General features: G+C 71.2%; 27 protein-coding genes and 1 tRNA gene. 14 read left to right on the forward strand and 14 right to left on the reverse strand.

What is annotated here, in order from left to right; translation table 11 throughout:
* Positions 1-215 precede the first annotated feature (215 nt).
* Positions 216-914 carry a uracil-DNA glycosylase gene (locus tag E9934_RS12135; RefSeq protein WP_238694925.1) on the forward strand — a complete coding sequence of 233 codons (699 nt, stop codon included), beginning with the start codon at positions 216-218 and terminating at the stop codon, positions 912-914.
* 108 nt (positions 915-1,022) lie between these two features.
* Positions 1,023-1,814, forward strand: a complete 792-nt coding sequence (locus E9934_RS12140) for a dioxygenase family protein (RefSeq protein ID WP_238694926.1) — start codon at positions 1,023-1,025, stop codon at positions 1,812-1,814.
* On the opposite strand, the gene E9934_RS12145 is transcribed toward E9934_RS12140, so the two are convergent.
* A complete protein-coding gene (locus tag E9934_RS12145) occupies positions 1,802-2,044 on the reverse strand; it encodes a MerR family transcriptional regulator (protein WP_238694927.1) in 243 nt (80 codons plus the stop codon). The genes E9934_RS12140 and E9934_RS12145 overlap by 13 nt on opposite strands.
* Before the next feature lie 112 nt (positions 2,045-2,156).
* On the opposite strand from E9934_RS12145, the gene E9934_RS12150 reads away from it, so the two are divergent.
* Positions 2,157-2,591, forward strand: a complete 435-nt coding sequence (locus tag E9934_RS12150) for an Hsp20/alpha crystallin family protein (protein WP_136563153.1) — start codon at positions 2,157-2,159, stop codon at positions 2,589-2,591.
* A gap of 55 nt (positions 2,592-2,646) precedes the next feature.
* Here the strand turns inward: E9934_RS12150 and E9934_RS12155 are convergent, their stop codons facing one another.
* Both E9934_RS12155 and E9934_RS12160 read right to left on the reverse strand, forming a co-directional pair.
* Complete coding sequence (locus E9934_RS12155) at positions 2,647-4,080, reverse strand: succinic semialdehyde dehydrogenase (protein WP_338036707.1); 1,434 nt, start codon at positions 4,078-4,080, stop codon at positions 2,647-2,649.
* Positions 4,081-4,285: 205 nt separating this feature from the next.
* On the reverse strand, positions 4,286-5,941 hold the full coding sequence (locus tag E9934_RS12160) for a GMC family oxidoreductase (protein WP_136563154.1): 1,656 nt from the start codon (positions 5,939-5,941) through the stop codon (positions 4,286-4,288).
* 130 nt (positions 5,942-6,071) lie between these two features.
* Between E9934_RS12160 and pdxY the strand changes: the two genes are divergently transcribed.
* The 3 genes from pdxY to E9934_RS12175 all read left to right on the forward strand — a co-directional run bounded on the left by pdxY (position 6,072) and on the right by E9934_RS12175 (position 7,502).
* Positions 6,072-6,935, forward strand: a complete 864-nt coding sequence (gene pdxY, locus E9934_RS12165) for a pyridoxal kinase PdxY (protein ID WP_136563155.1) — start codon at positions 6,072-6,074, stop codon at positions 6,933-6,935.
* 45 nt (positions 6,936-6,980) lie between these two features.
* Positions 6,981-7,056 (forward strand) — tRNA-Thr (locus E9934_RS12170).
* A gap of 41 nt (positions 7,057-7,097) precedes the next feature.
* Positions 7,098-7,502: an HNH endonuclease signature motif containing protein gene (locus tag E9934_RS12175; protein ID WP_136563156.1), complete on the forward strand. Its 405-nt coding sequence runs from the start codon at positions 7,098-7,100 to the stop codon at positions 7,500-7,502.
* A gap of 11 nt (positions 7,503-7,513) precedes the next feature.
* On the opposite strand, the gene E9934_RS12180 is transcribed toward E9934_RS12175, so the two are convergent.
* Positions 7,514-8,446: a DMT family transporter gene (locus tag E9934_RS12180; protein ID WP_238694928.1), complete on the reverse strand. Its 933-nt coding sequence runs from the start codon at positions 8,444-8,446 to the stop codon at positions 7,514-7,516.
* Between the two features lie 166 nt (positions 8,447-8,612).
* Between E9934_RS12180 and E9934_RS12185 the strand changes: the two genes are divergently transcribed.
* The 6 genes from E9934_RS12185 (at position 8,613) to E9934_RS12215 (ending at position 12,515) form a co-directional block, all read left to right on the forward strand.
* A complete protein-coding gene (locus E9934_RS12185; RefSeq protein ID WP_193556905.1) occupies positions 8,613-9,740 on the forward strand; it encodes an ATP-dependent DNA ligase in 1,128 nt (375 codons plus the stop codon).
* A gap of 32 nt (positions 9,741-9,772) precedes the next feature.
* On the forward strand, positions 9,773-10,345 hold the full coding sequence (locus E9934_RS12190) for a hypothetical protein (protein ID WP_136563157.1): 573 nt from the start codon (positions 9,773-9,775) through the stop codon (positions 10,343-10,345).
* A 54-nt stretch (positions 10,346-10,399) separates the two neighbouring features.
* Positions 10,400-10,660, forward strand: a complete 261-nt coding sequence (locus tag E9934_RS12195; protein ID WP_136563158.1) for a hypothetical protein — start codon at positions 10,400-10,402, stop codon at positions 10,658-10,660.
* A gap of 171 nt (positions 10,661-10,831) precedes the next feature.
* On the forward strand, positions 10,832-11,266 hold the full coding sequence (locus E9934_RS12200; RefSeq protein ID WP_136563159.1) for a hypothetical protein: 435 nt from the start codon (positions 10,832-10,834) through the stop codon (positions 11,264-11,266).
* Between the two features lies 1 nt (position 11,267).
* Complete coding sequence (locus tag E9934_RS12205) at positions 11,268-11,654, forward strand: hypothetical protein (protein ID WP_136563160.1); 387 nt, start codon at positions 11,268-11,270, stop codon at positions 11,652-11,654.
* 285 nt (positions 11,655-11,939) lie between these two features.
* Complete coding sequence (locus tag E9934_RS12215; protein WP_136563162.1) at positions 11,940-12,515, forward strand: Abi family protein; 576 nt, start codon at positions 11,940-11,942, stop codon at positions 12,513-12,515.
* Positions 12,516-12,519: 4 nt separating this feature from the next.
* Here E9934_RS12215 and E9934_RS12220 read toward each other — a convergent pair whose 3' ends face one another.
* The 3 genes from E9934_RS12220 to msrB form a co-directional block, all read right to left on the reverse strand.
* The gene (locus E9934_RS12220) at positions 12,520-13,620 is read right to left on the reverse strand and encodes a DNA polymerase domain-containing protein (protein ID WP_136563163.1); all 1,101 of its coding nucleotides are present in this window, start codon (positions 13,618-13,620) and stop codon (positions 12,520-12,522) included.
* 67 nt (positions 13,621-13,687) lie between these two features.
* Positions 13,688-14,932, reverse strand: coding sequence for a zinc metallochaperone AztD (gene aztD / locus E9934_RS12225; protein ID WP_136563164.1), 1,245 nt, complete (start codon positions 14,930-14,932; stop codon positions 13,688-13,690).
* Between the two features lie 122 nt (positions 14,933-15,054).
* Positions 15,055-15,456, reverse strand: coding sequence for a peptide-methionine (R)-S-oxide reductase MsrB (gene msrB, locus E9934_RS12230; RefSeq protein WP_136563165.1), 402 nt, complete (start codon positions 15,454-15,456; stop codon positions 15,055-15,057).
* Between the two features lie 134 nt (positions 15,457-15,590).
* Between msrB and E9934_RS12235 the strand changes: the two genes are divergently transcribed.
* Positions 15,591-16,145 (forward strand): hypothetical protein, encoded by a 555-nt coding sequence (locus E9934_RS12235; RefSeq protein ID WP_136563166.1) that lies wholly within the window; start codon positions 15,591-15,593, stop codon positions 16,143-16,145.
* A gap of 10 nt (positions 16,146-16,155) precedes the next feature.
* Here the strand turns inward: E9934_RS12235 and E9934_RS12240 are convergent, their stop codons facing one another.
* From E9934_RS12240 to E9934_RS12270, 7 genes are all read right to left on the reverse strand, one after another.
* Positions 16,156-16,593, reverse strand: a complete 438-nt coding sequence (locus E9934_RS12240) for a rhodanese-like domain-containing protein (protein ID WP_238694929.1) — start codon at positions 16,591-16,593, stop codon at positions 16,156-16,158.
* On the reverse strand, positions 16,590-17,039 hold the full coding sequence (locus tag E9934_RS12245) for a cysteine dioxygenase (RefSeq protein WP_136563167.1): 450 nt from the start codon (positions 17,037-17,039) through the stop codon (positions 16,590-16,592). Before E9934_RS12245 ends, E9934_RS12240 begins: the two co-directional genes overlap by 4 nt.
* Positions 17,040-17,477: 438 nt before the next feature.
* The gene (hemQ, locus tag E9934_RS12250; RefSeq protein WP_136563168.1) at positions 17,478-18,203 is read right to left on the reverse strand and encodes a hydrogen peroxide-dependent heme synthase; all 726 of its coding nucleotides are present in this window, start codon (positions 18,201-18,203) and stop codon (positions 17,478-17,480) included.
* Positions 18,200-18,904, reverse strand: coding sequence for a response regulator transcription factor (locus E9934_RS12255; RefSeq protein WP_136563169.1), 705 nt, complete (start codon positions 18,902-18,904; stop codon positions 18,200-18,202). Before E9934_RS12255 ends, hemQ begins: the two co-directional genes overlap by 4 nt.
* Positions 18,901-20,943 carry a sensor histidine kinase gene (locus tag E9934_RS12260; RefSeq protein WP_136563170.1) on the reverse strand — a complete coding sequence of 681 codons (2,043 nt, stop codon included), beginning with the start codon at positions 20,941-20,943 and terminating at the stop codon, positions 18,901-18,903. The genes E9934_RS12255 and E9934_RS12260 overlap by 4 nt, the downstream gene beginning before the upstream one ends.
* An 82-nt stretch (positions 20,944-21,025) precedes the next feature.
* Positions 21,026-21,772, reverse strand: a complete 747-nt coding sequence (locus tag E9934_RS12265; RefSeq protein WP_193556906.1) for a hypothetical protein — start codon at positions 21,770-21,772, stop codon at positions 21,026-21,028.
* Positions 21,773-21,970: 198 nt separating this feature from the next.
* Positions 21,971-23,317, reverse strand: a complete 1,347-nt coding sequence (locus tag E9934_RS12270) for a protoporphyrinogen/coproporphyrinogen oxidase (RefSeq protein ID WP_136563171.1) — start codon at positions 23,315-23,317, stop codon at positions 21,971-21,973.
* Between the two features lie 53 nt (positions 23,318-23,370).
* On the opposite strand from E9934_RS12270, the gene E9934_RS12275 reads away from it, so the two are divergent.
* Entirely contained in the window at positions 23,371-24,363 is a 993-nt protein-coding gene (locus E9934_RS12275; protein WP_136563172.1) for a DUF4349 domain-containing protein, read from the forward strand.
* Positions 24,364-24,470 lie beyond the last annotated feature (107 nt).

The raw sequence follows: 24,470 nt of genomic DNA on the forward strand, positions 1-24,470 counted from the left end.
CCGCCGGGGGACCAGCTGGCCAGGGATCCGCGTCGGAGCCAGCTGCCACGCTGCGTGGCGCCCCTGGGAGGGAGAGGGGCGCCGCACGGCGGTGCAGTGGGCAACCGGGAAGCAATGACCGGGGACACGAGCAGCACCACGGCCGGTGGATCACCGGGGGTTCTGGGAGGAACGTCGCGCGTCGGGAGCCGCGCGACACGGGTAGATTCCCGGCCGTGGGTGCTCTCGCCAATCTCGTGGACAAGGGCCTGATGGCCGCGGACTGGGCCGACGCACTCGCGCCGGTCGAGGACCGGGTCACCGCCCTCGGCGCCTTCCTGCGCGAGGAGGTCGCGGCCGGACGCGGCTACCAGCCGTCGGGCGACCGGGTCTTCCGGGCATTCCAGCGTCCTCTCGCCGACGTGCGCGTGCTGATCGTCGGCCAGGACCCCTATCCCAACCCCGGGCACCCGATCGGCCTGTGCTTCGCCGTCGAGCGCGGCGTCTCGCCGCTGCCGCCGAGCCTGCGCAACATCTATCGCGAGCTGGCCGACGACGTCGGCGTCACGCCCCCTGGCCACGGTGACCTGTCGGCCTGGACCGACCAGGGCGTGATGCTCCTCAACCGGGTGCTCACGGTGCGCCCGCACCAGTCCGACTCGCACAAGAACCTCGGCTGGGAGCACGTCACCGCCTGCGCGATCCAGGCCGTCGTACGCCGTGCCGAGACCGGCACGCCGATGGCCGCGATCCTGTGGGGCAATGCGGCGCGATCGCTGCGACCCCCCCTCGGGTCCATCCCGACCGTCGAGTCGGTCCACCCCTCGCCGCTGTCGGCGTCCCGCGGCTTCTTCGGCACCCGGCCCTTCAGCCGGGTCAACCAGTTGCTCGTGGAGCAGGGCGGCCAGCCCGTCGACTGGGCGCTCCCCGACTGAGCGACCGGCCCGGCCCGGCACCCCGCCTGCGGCGGTCTCGAGACGGCCGCGGTCGACCTCCCCGACCAACGAGGGAATATAGTTGAGACTTCAACTATTGAGGTGGACATGACGACGACCCCGGACACCCAGCGGATGCCGGCCCTCTACATCGGCCACGGCGCCCCGCCGCTGCTCGACGACCCGCTCTGGTCCGGCCAGCTCGCCGCCTGGGCCCGCGACCTGCCGCGCCCGACGGCCATCCTCATCGTCAGCGCGCACTGGGAGTCGGCACCTCTCTCGTTGAGCGCGAGCGGCGCCCCCCTCGTCTACGACTTCGGTGGCTTCGAGCAGAAGTACTACGAGATGACCTACGAGACGCCCGACGCCACCGCCCTCGCGCGGCAGGTGGCGGCGATGATGCCTCGCACCGAGCCCGTGCACCAGCACCATGCCCGCGGTCTCGACCACGGAGCCTGGGTGCCGCTGAAGATCATGTATCCGGACGCCGACATCCCGGTGCTGCAGATGTCGATGCCGACCCACGACCCCGGTCAGCTGATGGAGATCGGTCGTCGACTCCGTCCGCTGCGCGACGAGGGCGTCCTCATCATCGGCTCCGGCTTCCTCACCCACGGCCTGCCGTTCCTGACGTCCTGGCAGGTCGACGCGACAGCGCCCGGCTGGTCGAAGGACTTCGACGCCTGGGCCGGCGAGGCGCTGGCCCGCGGCGACGTGGACACCCTGGCGTCCTACCGCGACGTGGCGCCGGGCATGCCCTATGCCCACCCGACCGTCGAGCACTACAGCCCGCTGTTCGTCACCCTCGGAGCGGCCACCGACGCCGGCACTCCGGGCGAGCAGGTCATCCGCGACGAGTTCTGGATGGGGCTGTCGAAGCGGTCGCTTCAGGTGACCTGACGCAGGCGCGCGATCTCCGCCTCCAGCTCCAACACTCTCGCGATGCCCGCGAGGTTCAGCCCCTCGGCCAACAGGTCCCGGATCCGGTGCAGCACCTCGATGTCGGCCCGACTGTAGAGACGCGTGCCGCCGGCACTGCGCTCGGGTTCGAGCAGGCCGCGGCGCTCGTAGACGCGGATGTTCTGGATCTGCAGTGACGTCATGTCCGCCGCCACCGAGATCGCGAACACCCCTCGACGGTCCGCACTTCGGGCTTGATTCACGGCAACAGATTATCTATAACAGTCGTTGAAGATCCAGGACCGGCCGCCCGGGCCGGCACCATCCGAAGGGAGAAACGTCATGTTGCTGCGCACCACCGACCCGTTCCGCGACCTCGACCGGCTCACCAGCCAGCTCCTGGGCTCCGGCTGGGGGACGACGAACCGTCCGGCCGTGATGCCGATGGACGCCTGGCGCCAGGGCGAGGAGTTCGTCGTCGAGCTCGACCTGCCCGGCGCGAGCCGGGAGAGCATCGACATCGACGTCGAGCGCAACGTGCTGACGGTCCGCGCCGAGCGCCTGGCCGGCAACGGCGACTGGCAGCGGCTGGCGTCCGAGCGGACGCACGGCCAGTTCTCGCGCCAGCTCGTCCTCGGGGACAACCTCGACCTCGAGCGCATCGACGCGAGCTACGACAACGGCGTGCTGCGCATGGTCATTCCCGTCGCCGAGAAGGCGAAGCCGCGCAAGATCCAGGTCGCAGGCTCCGGCGGCCGCGAGGCCATCGAGGCCTGACGCGACGAGGCCGGCCCGGGACTCCCGGGCCGGCCTCGTCGCACGTTCGCGTGCCTCAGCGCACGCGCAGCTTCTTCATCAGCTTCAGCGACGACAGCATCTGCTTGACGTAGGCGTCGTAGTCCTGGCCGGGCCGGGCACCCATGACCTGCTTCTTGAGCACGGCGACGTTCTTGGCGTCGGTGTACTTCAGCAGGCCCTGGTCGCCGTGCCGGGCACCGACGCCGGAGTTCTTCACCCCGCCGGACGGCGAGCCCTTGGAGGCATAGGCCGTCGCGAGCGCGTCGTTGATGTTGACGTTGCCGGAGTCGATCCGCGCCGCCACGGCCTCGGCACGCGCGATGTCGCCGCTCCACACCGAGGCATTGAGGCCGTAGTCGGTGTCATTGGCCAGCTTGATCGCCTCGTCGACGGTGCGATAGCGGTGCAGCGCCACGACCGGCCCGAAGGTCTCCGTCACACCGCACACCATGTCGGTCGTGACGCCCTCGAGCACGGTCGGCTCGAAGAACGCGGGGCCGATATCAGGGCGGGCGCGGCCACCGGTGAGGACGGTCGCGCCCTTGGCAACGGCGTCGTCGACGTGGGAGGCGACCCGCTCGCGGTGGTCGGGCGAGACCAGGGAGCCGAGCTCCGGCCCGAAGTCGTAGGCCGCGCCCATCGTCAGCTTCGAGGCGCGATCGACGAAGGCGGCCTTGAGCTCGTCGTACCGGCTGTCGGGGAGGTAGATCCGCTCGATGTGCATGCAGATCTGACCGGTGTTGCCGAAGACGCCGAAGGACGCGGACTCGACCCACTCCTCGACGTTGACGTCGTCGAGGACGATCATCGGGTTCTTGCCGCCGAGCTCGAGACAGGCGCCGATCAGGTTGCGGCCGGCGCGCTCGCCGATGACGCGGCCGGTCGCGGTGGACCCGGTGAACATGACGTAGTCGGCGTTGTCGATCAGCGTCGGGCCGACGTCCGGGCCCTCGCCGCACACGACCTGGAAGAGACCCTTGGGCAGGCCCGCCTGCTCGAGCAGGGAGATGCCGTAGAGCGGCGACAGCGCCGTCTTGTTGTCGGGCTTCACGACGACCGCGTTGCCGGCCATCAGCGCCGGGATGGCGTCGGAGAGCCCCGTGGCGAACGGGAAGTTCCACGGCGCGATGATGCCGACGACGCCCTTGGGCACGCGGATCTCGGTCGACGACGACACGATCGGGACGGGCCCACCGTGCTTCTTGGGCGCCAGCAGCTTCTTCGCCCGCTTGAGGTAGTAGCTGATGATCATCGGCGGATCGCAGGTCTCCTCGATCGCCATCCGCCGGTTCTTGCCGCTCTCGGCCTGGATCAGGTCGGCGGTGGTGTGGGCGTTGTCGACGAGCAGCGAGTGCGCCCGGTCGAAGACCTCGAGTCGCTTCGCGACCGGCCACTGGGCCCAGAGCCGCTGGGCCTCACGGGCCTGCTCGAACGCCGCCTCGATGTCCTCCGGCGTCGACTGCGGCAGCTCGACGAGGACCTCTAAAAAACGAGCCGGGGACCCGGCTCACCAGCCGCTGGAGCAGCTCGTNCCTCGGTGAGCTTCCAGGTGTTGCCGGTCGAGCCGGGGACCCGGCTCACCAGCCGCTGGAGCAGCTCGTCGGTGACGCTCGCGGGCCGTCGTACGTCGGCGCCGGTGCCGAGCACGCGGCGCAGGTCGGGGCTGTCGGTGCTCACCAGTTCGCCCCGCCCAGGATGATCTCCGCGGCCTTCTCGCCGATCATGTAGCACGGCGCGTTGGTGTTGCCGCCGGTGATGCTCGGCATGATCGAGGCGTCGACGACGCGCAGGCCCTCAATGCCGCGCACCTTGAGCTCCGGGTCGACGACCGCCCGCTCGTCCACGCCCATCCGACAGGTGCCGACGCCGTGGTAGACCGACGTCGAGCGCTCCTTGAGGGCGACGCGCAGGTCCTTGCCGTTGGGGATCGACGGACCCGGGTGGATCTCTGCCTTGACGCCGCCGCCGAAGGCCGCCGAGCCCATGATCTCGCGGATCATCTCGGTGCCCTGGGCCAGGACCTCGACGTCGTCGGGGTGCTGGAAGAAGCCGTAGTCGATGAGCGGCGCGGCGTGCGGGTCGGCCGAGGAGAGGCGGATCGTGCCGCGGCTCTTGGGATAGATGAGTGTGGAGAACACCGTCAGGCCGGGGCGCGGGTCGGGCATGTGCCGGATCGGCTCGTCCTGGTTGGGGCTCGGGTAGGTCCACGGCAGCGCGTGCAGCTGGATGTCCGGGATGTCGGTGGCCAGGCCCGAGCGGATGAAGCCGACCGACTCGAAGACCGAGTTGTCGAGGAAGGACGTACGCCGGGCGAGGTTGCGCGCCGTACCCTTCGCGAACGTCCACGGGTTGCCCTTGAACGTCACGCTCGGCACGTGGAAGGACATCGGGTGGAAGAGGTGGTCGTGCAGGTTGTCGCCGACCGGCAGGTCCGCGATCACGTCGATGCCGAGGGAGGCGAGGTGGTCGGCCGGGCCGACGCCGGAGAGCATCAGCAGTTGCGGTGAGTTGATGAAGCCGGCGGAGAGGATGACCTCCTTGGCCGCCTTGATGAAGCGGCGGGTGCCGCCCTTCTTGCCCTGGTCGAGGACCTCGACGCCGGTGGCGCGGCCGTCCTTGATCACGACCTTCTCGACGTGGACCTCGGTCTGGAACTCCAGCGTCGCCGGGTTGAGGTGGTGCACGTAGCCACGGGTGGAGGAGTAGCGCAGGCCGTCGGCAGCGTTCTGCTGCATCCGGGCAATGCCCTCCTGCTCGGCGGCGTTGTAGTCGTCGAGGACCTTGACGCCGAGAGTGTCGGCGGTGGCCTGGATGAACTGCAGGGTGGCTTCCTGCGGGGTCTTGTTGCGGGTGATCTTGATCGGACCACCGGCGCCGCGGAACTCGTTCTCGCCGTCCTCGAAGTCCTCGTAGCGCTTGAACGCCTGGTTGACCTCGTCGGCGGACCAGCCGGTGTTGCCCTCGGCGGCCCAGGAGTCGTAGTTGGCCCGGTTGCCGCGCACGTAGACCATGCCGTTGACCGACGAGGAGCCGCCGCCGACCTTGCCGCGCGGCGCCGGCATCCGGCGTCCGTCCAGGCCCGCCTGCGGCACGGAGCGGTAACCCCAGTCGAACATCGCCTCGAGCTTGGGCTCGGAGTGCATCGGACCGATCATGCCGGGGACCTTGGCCATGTAGCCGTGGATGCCCTTGTCGTCGGAGGGGCCGGCCTCGAGCAGGATCACGCTGGCACCCGACTGGGCGAGGCGGCCCGCGACGATCGCGCCCGAGCTGCCGGATCCGACGACGACGTAGTCGGCTTCATTCGAGTGGGGCGCGCGCTTCGCCATGGGGACATCCATCCTTCGTGCTGTGTGACCCGGGTCATGTTCGGTGACGGCTCACTGTAACGCGTTCTAGTTTCTTCACGAAACCCTTTCGTGTTTCTTGGTCGGCGGGCCCTGCTGGGAGGATGGGCGGGTGCGGATCCTCTCCCTGCAGTCCTCGGTCGCCTACGGCCACGTCGGCAACTCCGCGGCGGTGTTCCCGCTGCAGCGCCTCGGCCACGAGGTGTGGCCGGTCTTCACCGTGCACTTCTCCAACCACACCGGCTACGGCGCCTGGCGCGGCCCGCTGCTCGACCCCGCCGACGTGCGTGAGGTCGTCCTCGGCATCGAGGACCGCGGCGTGCTGCCGACCTGCGACGCCGTGCTGTCGGGCTACCAGGGATCGCCCGCCGTCGCGGACGTGATCCTGGATGCGGTGGCGCGCGTGAAGGCGGCGAACCCCGCCGCGACCTACACCTGCGACCCGGTGATGGGCAACGCGAAGTCGGGCTGCTTCGTCAACCCCGAGATCCCGCCGCTGATCCGCGAAAAGGTGGTGCCGGCCGCCGACATCCTCACGCCCAACCAGTTCGAGCTCGGCTTCATCACCGGCCACGACGCGCTGGGCGGCCCGTCCTCCGTCGAGGCGATCCTGGCGGCGGCCGACGAGGTCCGGGCGATGGGTCCCTCGACGGTGCTGATCACGTCGGTCGAGCGCGAGGACGCGCCCGCGGACACCATCGAGATGATCGCCGTCACCGGCGACGGCGCGTGGATCGTCCAGACCCCCCGCCTGCCGATGAAGGCCAACGGCTCCGGCGACATCACCGCCGCCCTCTTCACCGCCCACCTCCACGAGTCCGGCTCCCCCGCGACCGCGCTCTCGCGCACCGTCGCCTCGGTCTATGACGTGCTGAAGGCGACCCTCGAGTCCGGCGAGCGCGAGCTCCGGCTGATCGCGGCGCAGGACGCGATCGCCGTACCGGACGAGCGGTTCGAGGTGCGGCGACTGCGCTGACGCCCGCGCTGACTAGGATTGGCAGGCGCTCGGCGACGGGTGCACGCCGCCTTAGCTCAGTTGGCAGAGCACGGTTCTTGTAAAACCGGTTGCGTCGGTTCGATCCCGACAGGCGGCTCCACAGCAGGCATTTGGATCGGACCCAGCTCGTAGCGTTCCGCCATGTCGAACTGTCTCGGGTGTGGCGTGGCCCTGGTCAAGCCCAGTCAGAAGATCTACTGCAGCGTCATCTGCCTGCGCTCACAGGAGCGAAACCAGAAGACGCGGGCCTGGCTCGACTCCGGCGACGCCGTCATCGACAGCCGACCGCACCACTACATCCGCCGCTACCTCCTCGACGCCCAGGACGGCTGCTGCGAGGTCTGCGGCCTGGCCGAGCTGTGGAACGACCGGCCCCTTGTCCTCGTGCTCGATCACATCGACGGGGACGCGGCCAACAACCACCGCGACAATCTGCGCATGGTCTGCCCCAACTGCGACTCCCAACTGCCGACCTTCAAGAGTCGCAACCGCGGAAAGGGCCGTCATTCCCGGCGCCAGCGCTACGCCAACGGCCAGTCCTTCTGAGGGCGGAGCCCTCAGGCGGCAGCCGCCGGGAGCCGCGGCTTCCTCCGGGTGAGGAGCACCCCGGCGATGCACAGCGCGCCACCGGCGAAGGCCAGCGGAGGGGGCACCTCGTCGAGCAGCACCCACGCCATCCCCGCGGCGATGACGGGCACGAGGAAGGTCGTCAGTGACTGCTTGCCGGCGTCGGTGTGACGCAGCGCGTAGGCCCAGGTGCTGAAGGCGAGCGCGGTCGGGAAGACACCGAGGTAGGCGACGAGCAGCAGGGTCTCGGCGCTGCCGTGGCGGACGACGTCACCGAGGTCGGCCGCCCACGGCAGGCAGACGAGCGCCCCGATCCAGCAGGCGTAGCAGGTCACCTCGAGGCCCGACAGCCTGCGGAGCAGCACCTTCTGGCACACGACGCCGATGGCGTAGGTCGCCGCGGCGAGCAGCGCCAGCAGCACGCCGCTGAGGTCCGATCCGCCCTCTCCGCGCATCGCCACGCCGATCACGACGACGCCCCCGAAGGCGACGGCCATGCCCAGCAGCAGCCAGCCGGTGAGGCGCTCGCCGAGGAACAGGCCGGCCAGCAGGGCGATCAGGATCGGCCCCACCTGGACGACCATCGCCGCGGTCGCGGCATCGATGCGGCGCTCGCTGTCGTTGAGGGCGAGGTTGTAGATGCCGAACCACGCGACGCCGCAGCAGACCAGCAGCACGACCTCGGTGCGGGTGAAGCGGTTGCGCGGGGCACGGGCCAGCAGCGCCGACAGCACGAGCGCGGCGATCAGCAGCCGGCCGAGCGACAGGGCGCCCGGCGTGACCTCGTGGCCGAGGTGCCGGATCGCCACGAAGGCAGAGGCCCAGAGGACGAGGGTGACCCCGATCGCCGCGACCGGCCCCCACACCGGCGGCCCCGGGACGGCGGGCGGTACGGGGGCTTGCTGCGCGGGGGTCGACGTCACCCGCCGAATGTAGGTGGCCGAGGCTGCCGACGGCACCCTGTTTCCAGCCGGCCTGCGCCGAGATCGGGCCAATGGCTGCTCCTGCGGCCTGCGAGCAGCCGTTTCCCCGGTGTCGGCGATCCGGCGTCGGCGATGAGTGCGGCCATGCGGCACTAGTCTCACCACCGTGGACCTCCCCGTGATGCCGCCCGTCCAGCCGATGCTCGCGAAGGCGGTGTCCGGCGTCCCCGACCCGGCGAAGTACGACGCCACGGGCCTGAGCTTCGAGCCGAAATGGGACGGCTTCCGCTGTCTCGTCTTCAAGGACGGCGACGAGGTCGAGCTGGCCAGCCGCAACACCAAGCCGCTGACCCGCTACTTCCCCGAGCTCGTCGAGGCGATCAGGGCCGAGCTGCCGGAGCGTTGTGTGCTCGACGGCGAGATCTTCGTGGCGCTGCCCGGCGAGGACGGGAAGGGGCGGCTGCAGTTCGAGGTGCTCCAGGAGCGCATCCACCCGGCGGCCTCGCGGATCACGCTCCTGAGCGAGCAGACCCCGGCCGACTTCGTCGCGTTCGACCTGCTGGCGCTGGGCGACGAGTCGTTCCTCGACCGGCCGTTCGCCGAGCGGCGGGCCGCGCTCGAGCAGGCCCTGGGTCACCTGGACGACGCGCACGGCAGCGTGACGGGCGGCCACTGCCACCTGACCCGCACCAGCACCGACCCGGCGGTCGCGGAGGAGTGGTTCCACATCTTCGAGGGCGCCGGACTGGACGGCGTGATCGCCAAGCCGCTCGGGGCGCCGTACTCCCCCAACGCCCGGACGATGCTGAAGATCAAGCACGAGCGGACGGCCGACGTCGTCCTCGCCGGCTATCGGGAGCACAAGACCAGCACCCCCGAGGCGCCGCTGATCGGCAGTCTGCTGCTCGGCCTCTACCAGGACGGCGAGCTGCAGCACATCGGTGTCAGCGCCAGCTTCACGGCGAAGCGGCGCGCCGAGCTCTGGCAGGAGCTGCAGGCACTCGTCGTGCCCATCGAGGAGCACCCGTGGGGCCACTGGCAGGAGTTCCTCACCGCCAATCCGGGCCGCCAGCCCGGGACGCAGAGCCGGTGGAGCCAGGGCAAGGACCTGTCCTTCACGCCGCTGCGCCCGGAGCGGGTGATCGAAGTGAAGTACGACGCCATGGAGGGCCGCCGCTTCCGCCACACCGCCCACTTCAAGCGGTGGCGCGACGACCGTGACCCCGCCTCCTGCGGCTACGAGCAGCTGGAGCAGCCGGTGCGCTACGACCTCGCCGACGTCCTCGACGGGTGACGACCCGACCAACGGACGGGCAGGATGGAGTCATGAGCACCGAGGCCACCTCCAGCGAAGAGCCCTACGCCGTCGTACTGCTCGTCGAGCAGCCGCTGACCGATGTCGACGCCGTCCAGGTCCGCAGCCTGCACCAGGAGCTGGACGACGACCCGACGATCGAGGTCGTCTATCACGTGCTGCTGCCCATGGCGGACGCCGCGGCAGCGGTCGAGGCCTCGCTGGGGATCATCGGCGGCGCCGACCTGATCACCCCGCCGATCACCCCCACACCCGAGGAGATCGACCACCTCCGCGGCGAATACCGCGAGCAGGCGCAGCGCGACCTCACCGCCAGCACCGACGCGCTCGCCGCCGCCGGCGCACACCTCGGTGACGCCGAGATCGTCACCCAGCCGCCCGTGGACGCGCTCATCGAGAAGGTCCGGGCGGTCGACGGACGCGAGGCGATCATCTTGACCCGCCCCCACGTGGTTGCCGAGTTCTTCCACGTCGACTGGACGTCGCGGGCCCGTCGCAAGCTCGGCGTCCCGGTGCTGCACCTGCTCGAGCACGAGACCTTCGCGGAGCAGGCCGGCGAGGGCGAGGGCATCAGCGGGGTGTGACGCGTCGGAGCGCCCGTCGCGTCACGGCGCGCGCCGCGGGCTCGTTGATCGGGCATGGTCACCACACGCGAGCTCCGGAGCCGGGTCGTCGACACGATCGCCGAGACTCCGCTGGAGCCGCTGCGGGTCGAGCTCGTCATCGAGCTCTGCCGCTGGGCGCTGACCGACGTCCCCGACCTCGACCTGCCCCACCTCGGCCGTACGACGCGCGCGGCCGTGCAGCTCCTGCTGGCCGAGGCGGTCCCCGAGCTGCCGGCGTCGGCGCGCGACGAGCTGGCGCGTGCCTGCGAGGTCATCGCCGTCAGGCGGCGCTGAGCGGGGCTGGCTCCCGAAGCACCGACGTATCCTGCGGGGGTGACTGATTCTCTCGGAAGCCCAGGAGCACCCGGCACCCCGCCGCCACCTCCACCGGCCGCTCCGCCGGGACCACCTGCGGACGGGCCTCGACGTCGGTCGAAGCTGCCCTGGATCGTCGGCGGCGCGGTCGTGGCGGCCCTCGTCGTCACCGGCGTGACGGTCGCTCTCGTCGTCGGCTCCGACGCCACGAGCGTGCGCGAGGTGGCCGAGCGGACCGCCGCTGCTGCCGAGGACCTCGACGTCGACGCCGGCATCGACCTGCTGTGCGAGCCGCCGACCGACGAGCAGCGCGACGTCCTCGACGACATGATCGCCGAGGGGCAGGACCTGGCCGGCACCGACGATCCCGAGCTCGACGTCGAGGTGTCCGAGGTGACGGGCGACGACGAGGGCAGCTTCCACATCGAGATCACCAGCGATGACGGCGACCTCGACGGACGCGAGGGCGCCGTCACCTTCCTTGTCGGCACGGACGGCGACCGCTCCTGCATCCGCGGGATCCGCGACACCCGTGTCAACGGCCAGGGCGACGTCGACCTCGACGAGATCGACCTCGACGACTGACGTGACGCCCGGGCTGCGAGCCGCCAACCTCGCCCTCGTGGCGGCGGCCGGCGGGCTCGCCGGTGCCGTGTGGTGGCTCAGCGACGCTGCTGCCTGGCGGGTCGTCCGCACCCTCCAGGTCCACGACGAGCCGGTCTATGCGGCCTGGGCGACCTACGTCGCTCTCGCGCCCGCCCTCAATCTGCTGGCGTGGTGGGCGACCCGTCGTACGCCGTGGCCGCACGTGGTCGCCGTGACGACCTTCCTGCTGAGCACCGTCGCCGCCGGCGCCCGCATCGATCACTGGCTGCCGTGGTGGTGGCCGCTGGCCGTGGCCGCGCTGGCAGCGGTCGGGGTCCTCGTGATCGTGCGGACCCTCGAGGCAGTGGGTCCGACCGACCGCTCCTGACGCTGAGAGATCTCTCAGGCGCCCTCGATCCGATTGCCGTCGGCGTCCCAGTGCTCGGCGACCTTCTTCAACGGCTGCACACGCGGCGGCTCACCCGGCACCCCCCTCGTCTGGATACGACAAGGCCCCGGGGGGGTTCGCTGGCTTGCGCCGCTACGCCGTTGATCCCGGGGCTCTCTGTCGGTGGCCAACTCTACGCTCAAGATCCGACAAGGCCAACCGCGCGGAAGGGATGTCGTGTCTCGGGACCAGAGGACGTTGCAGCGGTTGCTGTCCGCTGCCCGCATGGCTCCCTACCTTTCCGCCTGCGACGGTGATTGGGAGCGGGCCGTCGAGCTGTACGACTGGAACACCAAGGTCTCGTCAGCCTTCTTCGAGTCCATCCACTACCTCGAGGTCGGCCTCCGCAACGCCATGAACCAGGCCGTGTCCGCCGCGTTCGGAGCGGCATGGCTGAGCCCAGCCTCACCGGTGCTCACCGACCGCTCCCGCAAGGCTGTCTCCATCGCGCTGGCGCACGCGGGCGGCGCCGCTGCTCCCCACGGAAAGATCGTCGCCGAGTTGCCGTTCGGGTTCTGGTGGTCGCTCCTCGCCGACGAGTACAACCGCCAGCTATGGCAGCCCGCATTGAGGCATGCCTTCGAGGCTCCAGTGAGGCGCCGCAAGCTCCACACCGAACTCGATGATCTTCGTCGTCTGCGCAACCGCATTGCTCATCATGAACCAATCCACACACGGGATCTCGAAGCGGACCTCGCTCGCGTCATCGACCTGGCGAGCCGTGTCGGCGCAGCCCTTGGAATGCATATCGCAGCCACATCTCGCATCCCGGAGGTTCTCGCGAGCAAGGAGTACCAGTAGCGCGCTACTTGTCGATCCTGTTGCCGTCAGCGTCCCAGTGCTCAGCGACCTTTTTGCTCGGCTGCACGCGGGGCGGTTCACCCGGCATCTTCGGATAGTCGGGCGGGAAGTTGAGCTCGCCCTCCCCCGCCTCGACCTGCTCCTGCCACAGGTCGAGGAGTGGCTGGAGCGAGAACGACTCGTCGTCGATGGTCGCCCACGGATCGCCGTCGTCGAGGCGCTCGGGGACGGTGAAGAGGTTGAACTCACCGGGATCGGTGACGGCAGCAAGCTCCGGCCAGGTCATCGGCGTCGAGACCGGTGCGCCGGCCTTCGGCCGCAGGGAGTACGCCGACGCGATCGTCCGGTCGCGGTTGTTCTGGTTGTAGTCGACGAAGATGCGCTCCCCCCGCTCCTCCTTCCACCACGCGGTCGTGACCTGCTCATCGCGGCGGGCGAGCTCGCGGCCGAAAGCGATCGCCGCGTGCCGCACGTCCTCGAAGGTCCAGCGCGGCTCGATCCGCACATAGACGTGGACGCCGCGGTTGCCGGAGGTCTTGGGGAAGCCGCGCAGGCCGAGGTCCTCCAGCAGCTCGCGGGCGACGCCGGCAACCCGGACCGCATCGGCGAATCCGGTACCCGGCTGGGGGTCGAGGTCGATCCGCAGCTCGTCGGGGTGATCGAGGCTGGCCGGGTCGTCCGTGCGTCGTACGGGCCAGGGATGGAAGGTCAGCGTCCCCATCTGCGCGCACCAGACGGGGACGGCGATCTCGGTCGAGCAGACCTCCTCGGCCGTGCGACCCGACGGGAAGGTGATGCCGACCGGCTCGAGATAGTCGGGCGCCCCCTTCGGCACGCGCTTCTGGTAGAAGCCCTCGCCGTCGTCGCCGTAGCCCGTCGAGAGCCGGAAGCCCTCGCGATAGCCGTCGGGCCAGCGCTCGAGCGCGGTCGGCCGGTCGCGCAGCGCACGCATCAGGCCGTCACCGACGGCCACGAAGTATTCGGCCACCATCAGCTTGGTGACCTCGGGCGTCCGGTCGGTCGCCTCGTAGATGACGCGGTCGGGACTGGAGATCCGGACCTCGCGATCGCCGGCCTGCACCATGGCTGCGGGGGTCTTGGCCATGGGGCGAGCCTAGCCCCGACGCTTCGCCAGCTGGCTGGCGAAGCATCGAGGCGCGGGGGCTCGTCGCTCAGCCGGTGACGGCGGAGAGCTCCATGGGGACCTGGGGCAGCTCGAGGGTGTCGACGACCTTGAACGTGCCGAGGTCGACGACGTGGACCTGGCTGGTCGCCGGCTCGGTCACGTAGGCGAGCTCGCCGACGACCTCCACCAGCGGGCGGGCCACCTGCCAGTCCATCGGCTCGCGCCACGCCGCCGTCACCGGCAGGGAGCGGCTCACCCGGGCGGTCTCGACGTCGACGACGTGCAGGCTGCCGTCGGTGCCGAGCACGAGGCCGTCACCGTCGGGCATGCGGTCGAGCGAGCGGAAGGTGTAGCTGGCGGGCAGGTCGACGAGCCGCAGCGACGCGTCACGGGTGTCGATGACGGTGACACGGGTGGGCCGCTCGAGCTCGGCGTCGGGGTCGACCTTGTAGTCGCCCAGGACGAAGGGCGAGGTCTCGTGACCGGCCTGGTTGCCGATGCGGCCGTAGGCGTCGGGAGACGTCACCTTGCTGATCGTGCGGCCGTCGACGACGACGACCCCGTCCTCGCAGCCGAAGACCGCGACGTCGCCCGCATAGGCCTCGCCGTGCACGCCCGGGCACTCGTCGGTGACGGCGAGCTCATTGCCCGACGCGGTGGCGACCCGGATGCCCGAACGCGACTCCTCGTCGCCGACGGTGTGGATCAGGTTGCCGAGCTCGTCCTGCACGGCGACGCCGTGGTGGGCCTCGGGCAGCTCCCAGGTGTCGAGCTCGGGCGCGTGCTCGTCGAGGTGCTCGAGCTCGGCGTCGTCGAAGGCGGTGACGATGCCGGTGCCGTCGTCGAAGAGGGTGGTCCGGCCGCCGTGGGCGACGACGTGGCCGGGCTCCTCGGCGGCGACGGTGAAGTCGGTGAGCCGGGGATCGGTCGTCCACGAGTGCCCGTGGTCTCCGTGCTCGTCGGTCCAGCTCCCGAGGTCGAGCGCCGTGAAGCCGCCGGGCCCGGAGACCATCACGTGCCGCCCGTCGCCCGCCGGGCTGAGCCGCAGGAAGCCCTCGGACTCGTGGTCCAGCAGTACGTCGCCGGTCGCGGCATCCAGGACGAGCACGCCCCCGTCGTACGACACGGCGAGGCGGGGCTGAGCGGTGGTGGCCTCGACGGCGGTGACGCTCGGCGAGGGGGTGGTGGTCGCGTCCGGCTCCTCGGACGCCTCCGTGCCGCAAGCGGCCAGGGAGCAGGAGGCGAGAGTGGAGACGGCGGTGGCGAGCAGGACTCGAGATCGGTTCAACATGAGAATGATTCTCACTCTCGGATCGCTGTGCCGTCAACTCGGCGTGCGTCGGCCATGACCGACCTGCAAAAACAGCACTCCCCGCCCACCAGCGGTGGACGGGGAGTCGCGGAGGCCTGGCCTCAGCCCTCCTTGGGCTCCAGGCTGAGGCTGACCGAGTTGATGCAGTAGCGGTCGCCGGTCGGCGTACCGTAGCCGTCAGGGAAGACGTGGCCCAGGTGCGAGCCGCAGTTGGCGCAGCGGACCTCGGTGCGGCGCATGCCGTGCGAGTTGTCGTCGATGTATTCGATGGTGTCGCTGATCGGCTGATAGAAGCTCGGCCAGCCGCAGCCGGAGTGGAACTTGGTGTCCGACTCGAAGAGCTTGGCCTGGCAGGCCTTGCAGCGATAGACGCCGGTCGTCTCGGTGTCGGTGTACTCCCCCGTGAAGGCGCGCTCCGTGCCCGCCTTGCGGAGCACCTGGTACTCCTCCGCGGACAGCTCCTCGCGCCACTGCGCATCCGTCTTCTCGACGTTGTAGGCCATGGGGAAATGCTACCCAGCGACGCCAGCGCGCGAGCGGCGCCGCCGGGTAAAGGAATGCGCGACCGCCGTACGCCGGGCAGCGGGCGTCAGTAGCGTTCGATCACCCCATGATCCCGCTCTCGGAAGGCCGTGCCATGTCACTCGCCCACCTCCGCCCTGCCCGACGTACGACGGCCCGCTCCGCGGCCCTCGCCACCCTCCCCGCCCTGCTCCTCGCCCTGACCGCCTGCAGCGGCTCCGACGACGGGGACGACGCCGACGACAAGGACTCCTCGAGCGACGACGACGCGCCCGCCGGCCTCAGCTTCGAGGCCATCGAGGAGCTCACCCCCACCGACCGGTGGGCCGACAGCAACCCCGACTGCCCCATGGCCCAGTGGGACGAGAACCCGACCGGCGTGGACGAGGAGCTGCTGCCGAAGGTGACCTTCTTCCGCCAGCTCGACTGCTACGTCGACCAGGACCAGATCGACGTCGGCTTCCCCGAGCTGATCCAGGTCGGCATCTACGTCGAGTTCGCCGACGAGGAGTCGGCCGCGCAGTACGTCGAGGACGAGGCCTACTTCAGCGACGCGGTGGTCGACGGCTCCAAGGTCGTCACCTTCGCGACGTCCTTCGACACCGACATCGCCGACGAGGCGGCCGAGCTGTGCGACTGCGACGTCCGCGAGGGCGAGAGCACCGACTGACCCGGCTCGCCTACTCGGCGGCCGGCATCCCGTCACGCAGCCAGGCGGCGAAGCCGCCGACGACGTCGGTGGCTCGATCGATCCCCAGCCGCTGCAGGGAGTCGGCGGCGAGCGAGGAGGTGTAGCCCTCCTGGCACAGCACGATCACGCGCCGGTCGAACGCGGCGATCGACAGGCTCGCGTCGCTGCGCGGGTCGAAGCGCCACTCCAGCACGTTGCGCTCGACGACGAGGACCGGCAGCCAGCCGGCGACCTCCCCTTCCTCGGCGCGCTGGGCGGCCGGACGGATGTCGACGAGCACCGCATCGGACGTCAGCAGCTCCTGGAAGGCGCGGCGCGGGCTGATCCGCTCGAGTCGGGAGCGCGCGTCGGCGAGCATGGCGTCGATGCCGTCGTACGACGACGCCGGGGCCTGCGTCTCGAGCCGGTCGAGCCGAGCCGAGCTCACCACTCCTCCCCGGCCGACTCGACACCGAGCACCTCGAGCCGGTCACCATGGAAGCGGTAGCGGGTCATGGTGTGGAGGCGCGGCGAGTAGGCGTGCAGGGAGAGGGCGGGTTGGTCGCTGTCGTTGCGTACGTCGTGGGTGTAGCCGGCGGCGAAGGCACGGCTGTGGCCCGGCTCGACGTCGACGAGCTGGAGTCCGCCGTCGAAGGTGTGCTCGACGAGGGCCCCGCGCAGCACCGTGAAGGCGCCGGCCGAGGTGCCGTGGTCGTGCCAGTCGGTGCGGGCGCCGGGCGGCCAGGAGATGAGCCACAGCTCGAAGTCGTCGGTGGTGAGCAACCGGATCCACGAGCGCTCGTCGCCGTCGAGGTCGAGGAGGTCGTAGAGGTCGGGGTCGTCGGCGTACTCGCGGACGACGTCGAGCAGGGGCAGGACGGCAAGCTGGGTCATCGTGGTGTCTCTCGTTGTCGCCGCCGCGCGGCACGCAGCGCCGAGAGGCGCGCGCGGGCGGCGGATGGTCGGTCCGTCGGATCAGGCAGGAGGTGCGATCAACAACAGCGACGACAGGAGCGCCCGCACGGCATCGCGGCCCGCCGGGCGGCGGGGGCGAGGACAGTGCGAGCGGACATGACGATGATTCTGGACTAACTCACTAGGAATTGCAAACTTAAGGCGCGGTTCTTCGGGGCGTTCGGCATGTAACACGTTGTTGGCGGGTCTAGGCACCCCGTGCCGGATGTAACACGTCGTACGCCGATCTCCACGACCCGTGCCGGATGTACACGACCCGTACAGCGCTGAAAAACGCCGACACGGGTCGCGTAGGCCGGTCAACAACGTGTTACAGCGCACATCCCGAGCGGCGGGCGACGATGCCCCCGGCCGAGATCAGGGCAGCAGCTCGAGGAGCTCGGCCCACTCCACCCGGCGACCGGTGTAGAACGGGACCTCCTCGCGCACGTGGCGGCGGGTCTCCGAGCCGCGCAGGTGCCGCATCAGGTCGACGATCCGGGTGAGGTCGTCGGCCTCGAAGGCCAGCATCCACTCGTAGTCGCCGAGCGCGAAGCTGGGCACCGTGTTGGCGCGGACGTCGGGATAGCCGCGGGCCATCTGGCCGTGCTCGGCGAGCAGACGGCGGCGCTCGGCGTCGTCGAGGAGATACCACTCGAAGGAGCGGACGAAGGGATAGACCGCGACATAGGCGTGCGCCCGCTCGTCGGCCAGGAAGGCCGGGAGGTGGCTGCGGTTGAACTCGGCCGGGCGGTGCAGCGCCATCTGCGACCACACGGGTGCGAGGCGTGCGCCGAACGTCGTACGGCGGAGGCGGTGGTAGGCCCGCTGCAGGACGTCGCTGCTCTCCGCGTGCCACCACAGCATCAGGTCGGCGTCGGCGCGCAGGCCCGCCACGTCGTAGACCCCGCGGATGACGACGTCCTCGGCGGCCAGCTCGGCCGCGAGTGCCTCGACCTCGGCGAGCTCGCCCTTGCGCACGACGTCGTCGTCGCCGAGTGGCTGGTCGAGCTTGAAGACCGACCACATCGTGAAGCGGATCATGTCGTTGATCTCGTTGATCCGAGCCGCGTTGGACTGGATGTGGGCCTGCGGGTCCGTCATGGCTCCATTGTGCCGCGCCGTTCGTCGCGGCCGAAGCCCGCCTCCCGGGCCTTGACGATGGCGTCGGCGCGGCCGGTGGCGTGCAGCTTGGCGTAGATCGCGGAGACCGTGTTGCGCACCGTCTTGTTGGAGACGAAGAGAGCCGCGGCGATGGCGTCGTTGCTGTGGCCGGCGGCGATCCGCTCGAGTACGTCGCGCTCGCGGTCGGTCAGGTCGGGGAAGGGCAGCTCCGGGCGGGGAGCCGTCACCGCGGAGCCGGCGAAGAAGCCGGCGACCGTCGCGGCCAGGCCGGCTCCGAACACCATCCCGCCGGCGGCCGCCGACCGGATCGCGTGCTCCACCTCGGCGGCGCCCGCGCCCTTGAGCAGGTAGCCCGAGGCGCCGGCCCGGATCGCGCTGAGGATCGTCATGTCGTCCTCGTTCATCGTCAGCATCACGACTCGCGGCGCCGGCTCACGGCCGGTGAGGAAGCGGGTCGCCTCGATGCCGTCGAGGTGCGGCATCTGGATGTCCATCACGACCAGGTCGGGCTGCGCCTCCCCCACCACGTGGATGGCCTCCCGCCCGTCGGCGGCGACACCGACGACGTCGATCCCGGGGAGCGCCGAGAGCAGGGCGACCAGTCCGTCGCGCAGGATCTGGTGGTCGTCGACCACCACGACGCGGATCGGTGCGGTCGGCAGGCTGGCATCGCTGGTCATGACGGGGTCCTCGACGGAAGGTGGGCACGGACGACGGTGCCCGCGCCGGGGCTGGTGATCGTGGTCGTGCCGCCCAGCTCGGCGGCACGCTCGCGGAGGCTGGCCAGACCGACGCCGGCCTGGCGGTCGGCGGCAATCCCGACGCCACGATCGGCGACCTCGACGGTCAGCGCGTCGTCGGTCAGCGCGAGTGTGAGGTGGACCCCTGGGTCGCCTGCGTGGCGGGCGACATTGGTGAGTGCCTCCCCCACGATCCGGTAGGCCGCGACCTCGACCGCCGCCGGCAGCCGGCCGGAGAGGTCGGGAGCCGTCACGGTCAGCTCGAGGGCCAGCGACTCCGCCTGCTGGCGCAGCGCCCCGACCAGTCCACGGTCGTCCAGGGCCGGAGGACGCAGGTCGTGCACCAGGCGTCGTACGTCGGCGACGACGTCCTGCACGTGACCGCTCACCGTGGCGAGCTGCTCGGCCGCCGCGGCCGGGTCGCGGTCGACGATCATCCGCGCGGCGTCGAGCTGGAAGACGATGCCGCCCAGCGCCGGCCCGAGACCGTCGTGGAGGTCGCGACGGATCCGGCGTCGCTCCTCCTCGCGGGCCGCGACCAGGCGCTCGCGGCTGCGCTGCACCTCCTCGGCGAGCTGGCCCGTGCGCGCGGCCGTCGCGGCCTGACGGACCAGGTCGCCGAGCAGCTCCTCGTCGCGGTCGGTGAGCCGGCTGCGCAGGCCGCGCGCGGGCAGGACGAGCCGGCCGATCGAGGCGCCGCGGTAGGTGATCGGGAGCGTGCGGACCTCGCCCGGACGCACCCCGTGGGTCGTGACCAGCCGCTCGCCGTGCTCGCGGTCGACCTCGACGCTGACGAAGGGCACGCCGAAGGCGGCGGCCACGGACCGGGCGACCGCGGCCAGCTGCTCGGCCGTGTCGTCGGTGGTCTCGAGGGTGGAGGCGAGACCCGCCACGGCGTCGTAGCGGTCGCCGCGGGCGCCGAGCATCACCCGTCGTACGGCCGCGGAGAGGCGCTGGCGCAGCGGACCGTAGAGGACCACGGCCACCACGAGCACGACGGCCGCGACCTGGGCGGACGTGAGGTCGTCGTCGAGGACGAGGGTGAGCGCGGCCAGCACGAGGGCATCGGCAGCGACGAGCACGACGACCACCGCGGCGAGCACCACCGTGCGGCCGAGCAGGTCGGCGATCGGCACCAGGTGGGGGCGCAGGATCCCGATCGTCATCGCGGCGGGCGGCACGACGGTCGCGGAGAAGGCGCCGGTGTAGTCGGCGAGCCCGCCGGGGAAGACCAGTCCCACCACCACGACGGCGGCGATGATCACGACGCTCCACAGCAGCCACTGCATCCGGTCGCGCTCCACGCCCTCGGAGCGTCGGTGACGCACGACGACGACCAGCAGCGAGAAGAAGAAGGCGCAGACGCTGAGCCCGATGCCGAGGGTCGCCAGCTGGGGCCCGTGACCGGCGAGCGCGGAGAGCGAGGTCGGGTCCTGGTCCACCTGCGGCGGCAGACCGTCGAGCCGCTGCTCGCCCTCGGCGGGCAGCACCACGAAGACGAGGCCGCTCAGCACGACCGCGCCGGTGGCGATCCACGACAGGACCCGCCAGCGGCCGGCCAGGAAGCGGCCGGTGGGGAAGATCAGAAGGAGGACGGCGACGACCCCGACGAGGTAGGAGCCGAAACGGTTGAAGAACCACAGCACGAAGGTGCTCGCCGGCCAGGCGTCGGTCTCGGTGATCCCGGCCCGCAGATAGCTCTGCGCAAAGCCGTCCACGGCCCAGAACAGGCCATAGAGCGACAGCATCCAGCCGAAGAGCTGGGTGCGGTCGCGCAGCAGGATGAGGGCCGCGAGGATGCCGAGGATCGCTCCGTTGGCCGCCCACGGCCAGCCCGGACCCGCTGCCACCGCGAGGCCGGGGCCCTCCGCCGGGGTCATCGCGTCGATCACGGCCGAGGCCGGCAGCAGCAGGACGCACACCACCGGGATGGCGAGCACCTGCAGGCGTTGGACGGGCTTCGGCACCGGGACCTGCACCGGGACATTGTGCAGCCGGTCCGGCCCCCCACGGGCCGGACCGGCTGAACTGGCCCGCAGGCCATGGGTGGAGCTCACGCGTTCAGGCGCGGCCGCGGAAGGCCTTGTCGCCGGCGAGGAAGCCGAGCGAGATCACGATCAGGCCGATCGGCCCGGTCATGCCGGCCATGTACTGCAGCGGCGAGATGCCCAGCAGCAGCGTCAGGCCGCCACCGAGGAGCCCGACGAGACCGATCCACCGCGGCACGGCGCCGGCGCGCGCCGCGCCGTACAACGCGACACCGGAGAGGCCGAGCAGGCCCCAGCACCACGGGATGGTGCCGATCCAGTGGTTGTAGAAGGTGAGGTTCTCGGCCACGACGAGGTCGGGGTCGCTGGCGGCGAACACGAACTCGGTGTCGAGGCCCGCACCCATCACGAGCATGACGACGGTGAGCAGGATGCCGGAGAAGGCGACGATCGGGGCGAGGCTGTCCGGACCGCAGGTCGCGCGGAGGCGACGGAGCAGGCCGGCCGCGAACACGACGAGGAGCACCGCGCTCACCATCGCGCCGAGGTGGAAGGCGAGCATCGCCGGCACCTTGTCGGAGAGGTCCTCGACGATCGCGGGGGCGTCGCCGGCCAGGTCCTCGTCGTAGACGCTGCTCACCATGCCGGCGCTGACGACCGCGACCACGCCGGCGATGCCGGCGCCGAGGCCGGCGAGAGCCCACCGGGTCGGCTGGTAGACCGGGAGGTCCGGGGAGTCGGCCGGACTCGTGGTCGGGTCGAGGGCGGCGGGCGGCACGGTGGTGTGGCTGGCGACCTGGCTGGTCCTCTGGCTGGTCATCGCGGGTCCTTTCATCGGGAGGGTTGAGGGCGATGACCTGAGGTTGGCGGGCCCGGTGTCCCGGTCGACAGGGACAGCAGGGCACACCTGGCGGGACGTCGGGACGTGGCGGCAGGACGGTCGCGCTCGAGCGAGAAACCGGCCGACCTCGGGTGAGAAACCAGCCGACCTCGGGTGAGAAACCAGCCCACCTCGTGGTCAGAGGAGAGCGGCGGCGGCGCGGCGGGCGGAGGCGATGACGGCCGGGATGCCGACTCCGTCGTACGCCGCCCCGCACACCGCGAGCCCCGGGACACCGGCCACGGAGGCACGGATGCGGGCGACGGCGTCGAGATGGCCGGGACGGTACTGCGGCAGGCCGCCACCCCAGCGCTGGACGACGGCGTCGACCGGCCGGGCGGTGAGGCCGGTGGCCTCGGCGAGGTCGGCGAGGGAGGCGCGGACGAGGTCCTCGTCGGGGACCTGGAGGGACGCCTCCTCGCCGTGGCGGCCGAGCGACGTGCGCAGCACCAGCAGGCCCGAGCCGGCGTCGCGCACCCAGTCCCACTTGGCGAAGGAGAAGGTCGACGCCTTGATCCGGCGGCCGTCGACGGGCGGGACGAGGAAGCCGGCCGCCCCGACGTCGAGGGCCTCCGCGACTCCGGGGTCGTCGGCGGCGAACGCGAGGGTGACGAGGGCGACCGACGCGTAGTCGAGAGCGGCGAGCTCGGCGGCGGCGGCGGGCGCGAGGTCACCCAACAGCCGGGCCGACGCCGCGGCCGGCGTCGCCACGACCAGCAGGTCGGCCCGCTCCTCCCCCACCGACGTCGTCAGGACGAAGCCCGCGCCGTCGCGTCGGGCTGCGGTGACCGTGGTGTCGTGACGGATCTCGGCACCGCGCTCGCGCAGGTCCGCCTCGATCGCGGCCGGCAGCTGCCACATCCCCCCCGTGATCCCGGCGAAGACCGGCGGCAGGTCGCCCGTCGGCACGGGCACGGTGAACTCCTCGCGCCCGAGCAGGTCGGCCAGCTGGGGGACGGCGGCGCGCAGCGAGAGACGGCGGGCGTGTCCGGCGTACACACCACCGAGGAGGGGCTCGACCAGACGGTCGACCACCTCGTCGCCGAAGCGGGCGGCGACCGCGTCCCCGACGGAGATGTCGGAGACGTCACCGTCGAGGGGTTGCGGCACTTGGTGGCGGGCGCGGTCGAGCCCGTCGGGTCCGAGGATGCCGGTCGCGGCGAGGTCGTCCAGGTCGAGCGGGGCGCCCATCAGGGTGCGTGGCAGACGGCGGAGCGCACCACGCGTCCAGACGCGGGACGTGGCGGTCGTCGGGTGGGTCAGCGCGATCCCCAGGTCGCGGGCGAGCGCCGTGCCCTCGGGGCGCCGGTTGAGCATCGCCTCCGCCCCGACGTCGACGGTGACGCCGGCGACCTGGCCCGCACGGAGCTTGCCGCCGGAGATGTCCGTCGCCTCGAGTACGACGACCTCGGCCCCCGCCGCGGTCAGGTCACGCGCCGCGACGAGTCCCGCCATCCCGGCGCCGACGACCAGTGCACGCGTCACCGGACCAGAGTGCCAGAGGGGAACCGGATCGCGGCGATGGGCGTCGGACCCGCATGACACCGACCCCACACCGACGTACGCTCCGTGCCGCGGCGGCCATCGCCGTCCTCGCCGCTGTCGCGACGACGACCGCCTGCTCCTCCGACGACTCCGGGTCCGCGGACCGCAGCAGCTCGACCTTCGCCGAGGCCCCCGCTGCAGAGGGCCCCGCGGACGACGGCGGGGTGCACGACAGCGGCAGCACGAGCGACGGACTGACGGCCGATCGCGACCTCGCCGACGAGGCCGAGGCCGCGGGCGGGATGGGCGCAGATGACGGCGGTCCCGCCAGCCCGGTCGCCGAGCTCGACCTCACCGACGCGGCGATCATCTCGACCGGCTGGGTCGAGCTCGAGTCCGACGACGTCGGCACCACCCGCTTCGACATCCGCAAGATCGTCGACGCCCACCGCGGCGTGGTGACCGAGCAGGAGACGAGCACCGGCGAGGGCGGCGAGGTCGAGACCACCCGGATGGTCATCCGCATCCCGAGCGCCCGCTTCGCCGACGCGATGGCCGCCCTCGAGGGCACCGCGACGCTGACCGACTCCTCGTCGTCGGGCCAGGACGTGTCGTCGGAGGTCGTCGACGTCGAGGCCCGGGTCCGCGCCCAGCGCAAGAGCGTTGCCCGGATCGAGGCGCTGCTCGCGCGGGCCGAGACGATCGAGCAGGTGGTGAGCATCGAGAGCCAGCTCGCGACCCGACAGGCCGACCTCGACGCCCTGCTCTCACGGCAGCAGTGGCTGGCCGACCAGACCAGCCTCTCCACCCTCACCGTCTATGTCCAGCAGCCCGGCGAGGAGGACGAGGAGCCGGCCGAGGAGGAGGACCGCGCCGGCTTCATCGGCGGCCTGACGGACGGCTGGGACAGCTTCGTCGACGCGCTTGTCGTCGGCGGCACGGTCCTCGGCTTCGTCGTCCCGTGGCTGGCCGCGTTCGCCCTGCTCGGCCTCCCCCTCTGGCTGGCCCTGCGTCGTCGTACCCGTCGCCCCGCTCCCACCGCCTGACCGACGCCGAAGTGCGCCACTTTCTCGGACGAAGTGCGCAGGTTTCTCATGCGAGGTGCGGAGCTTTCTCGTACGCCGTGCGCAACCTCCGCACCTGGACCGAGAAA

Source organism: Nocardioides caeni (assembly GCF_004912195.1).
Lineage (GTDB): Bacteria > Actinomycetota > Actinomycetes > Propionibacteriales > Nocardioidaceae > Nocardioides > Nocardioides caeni.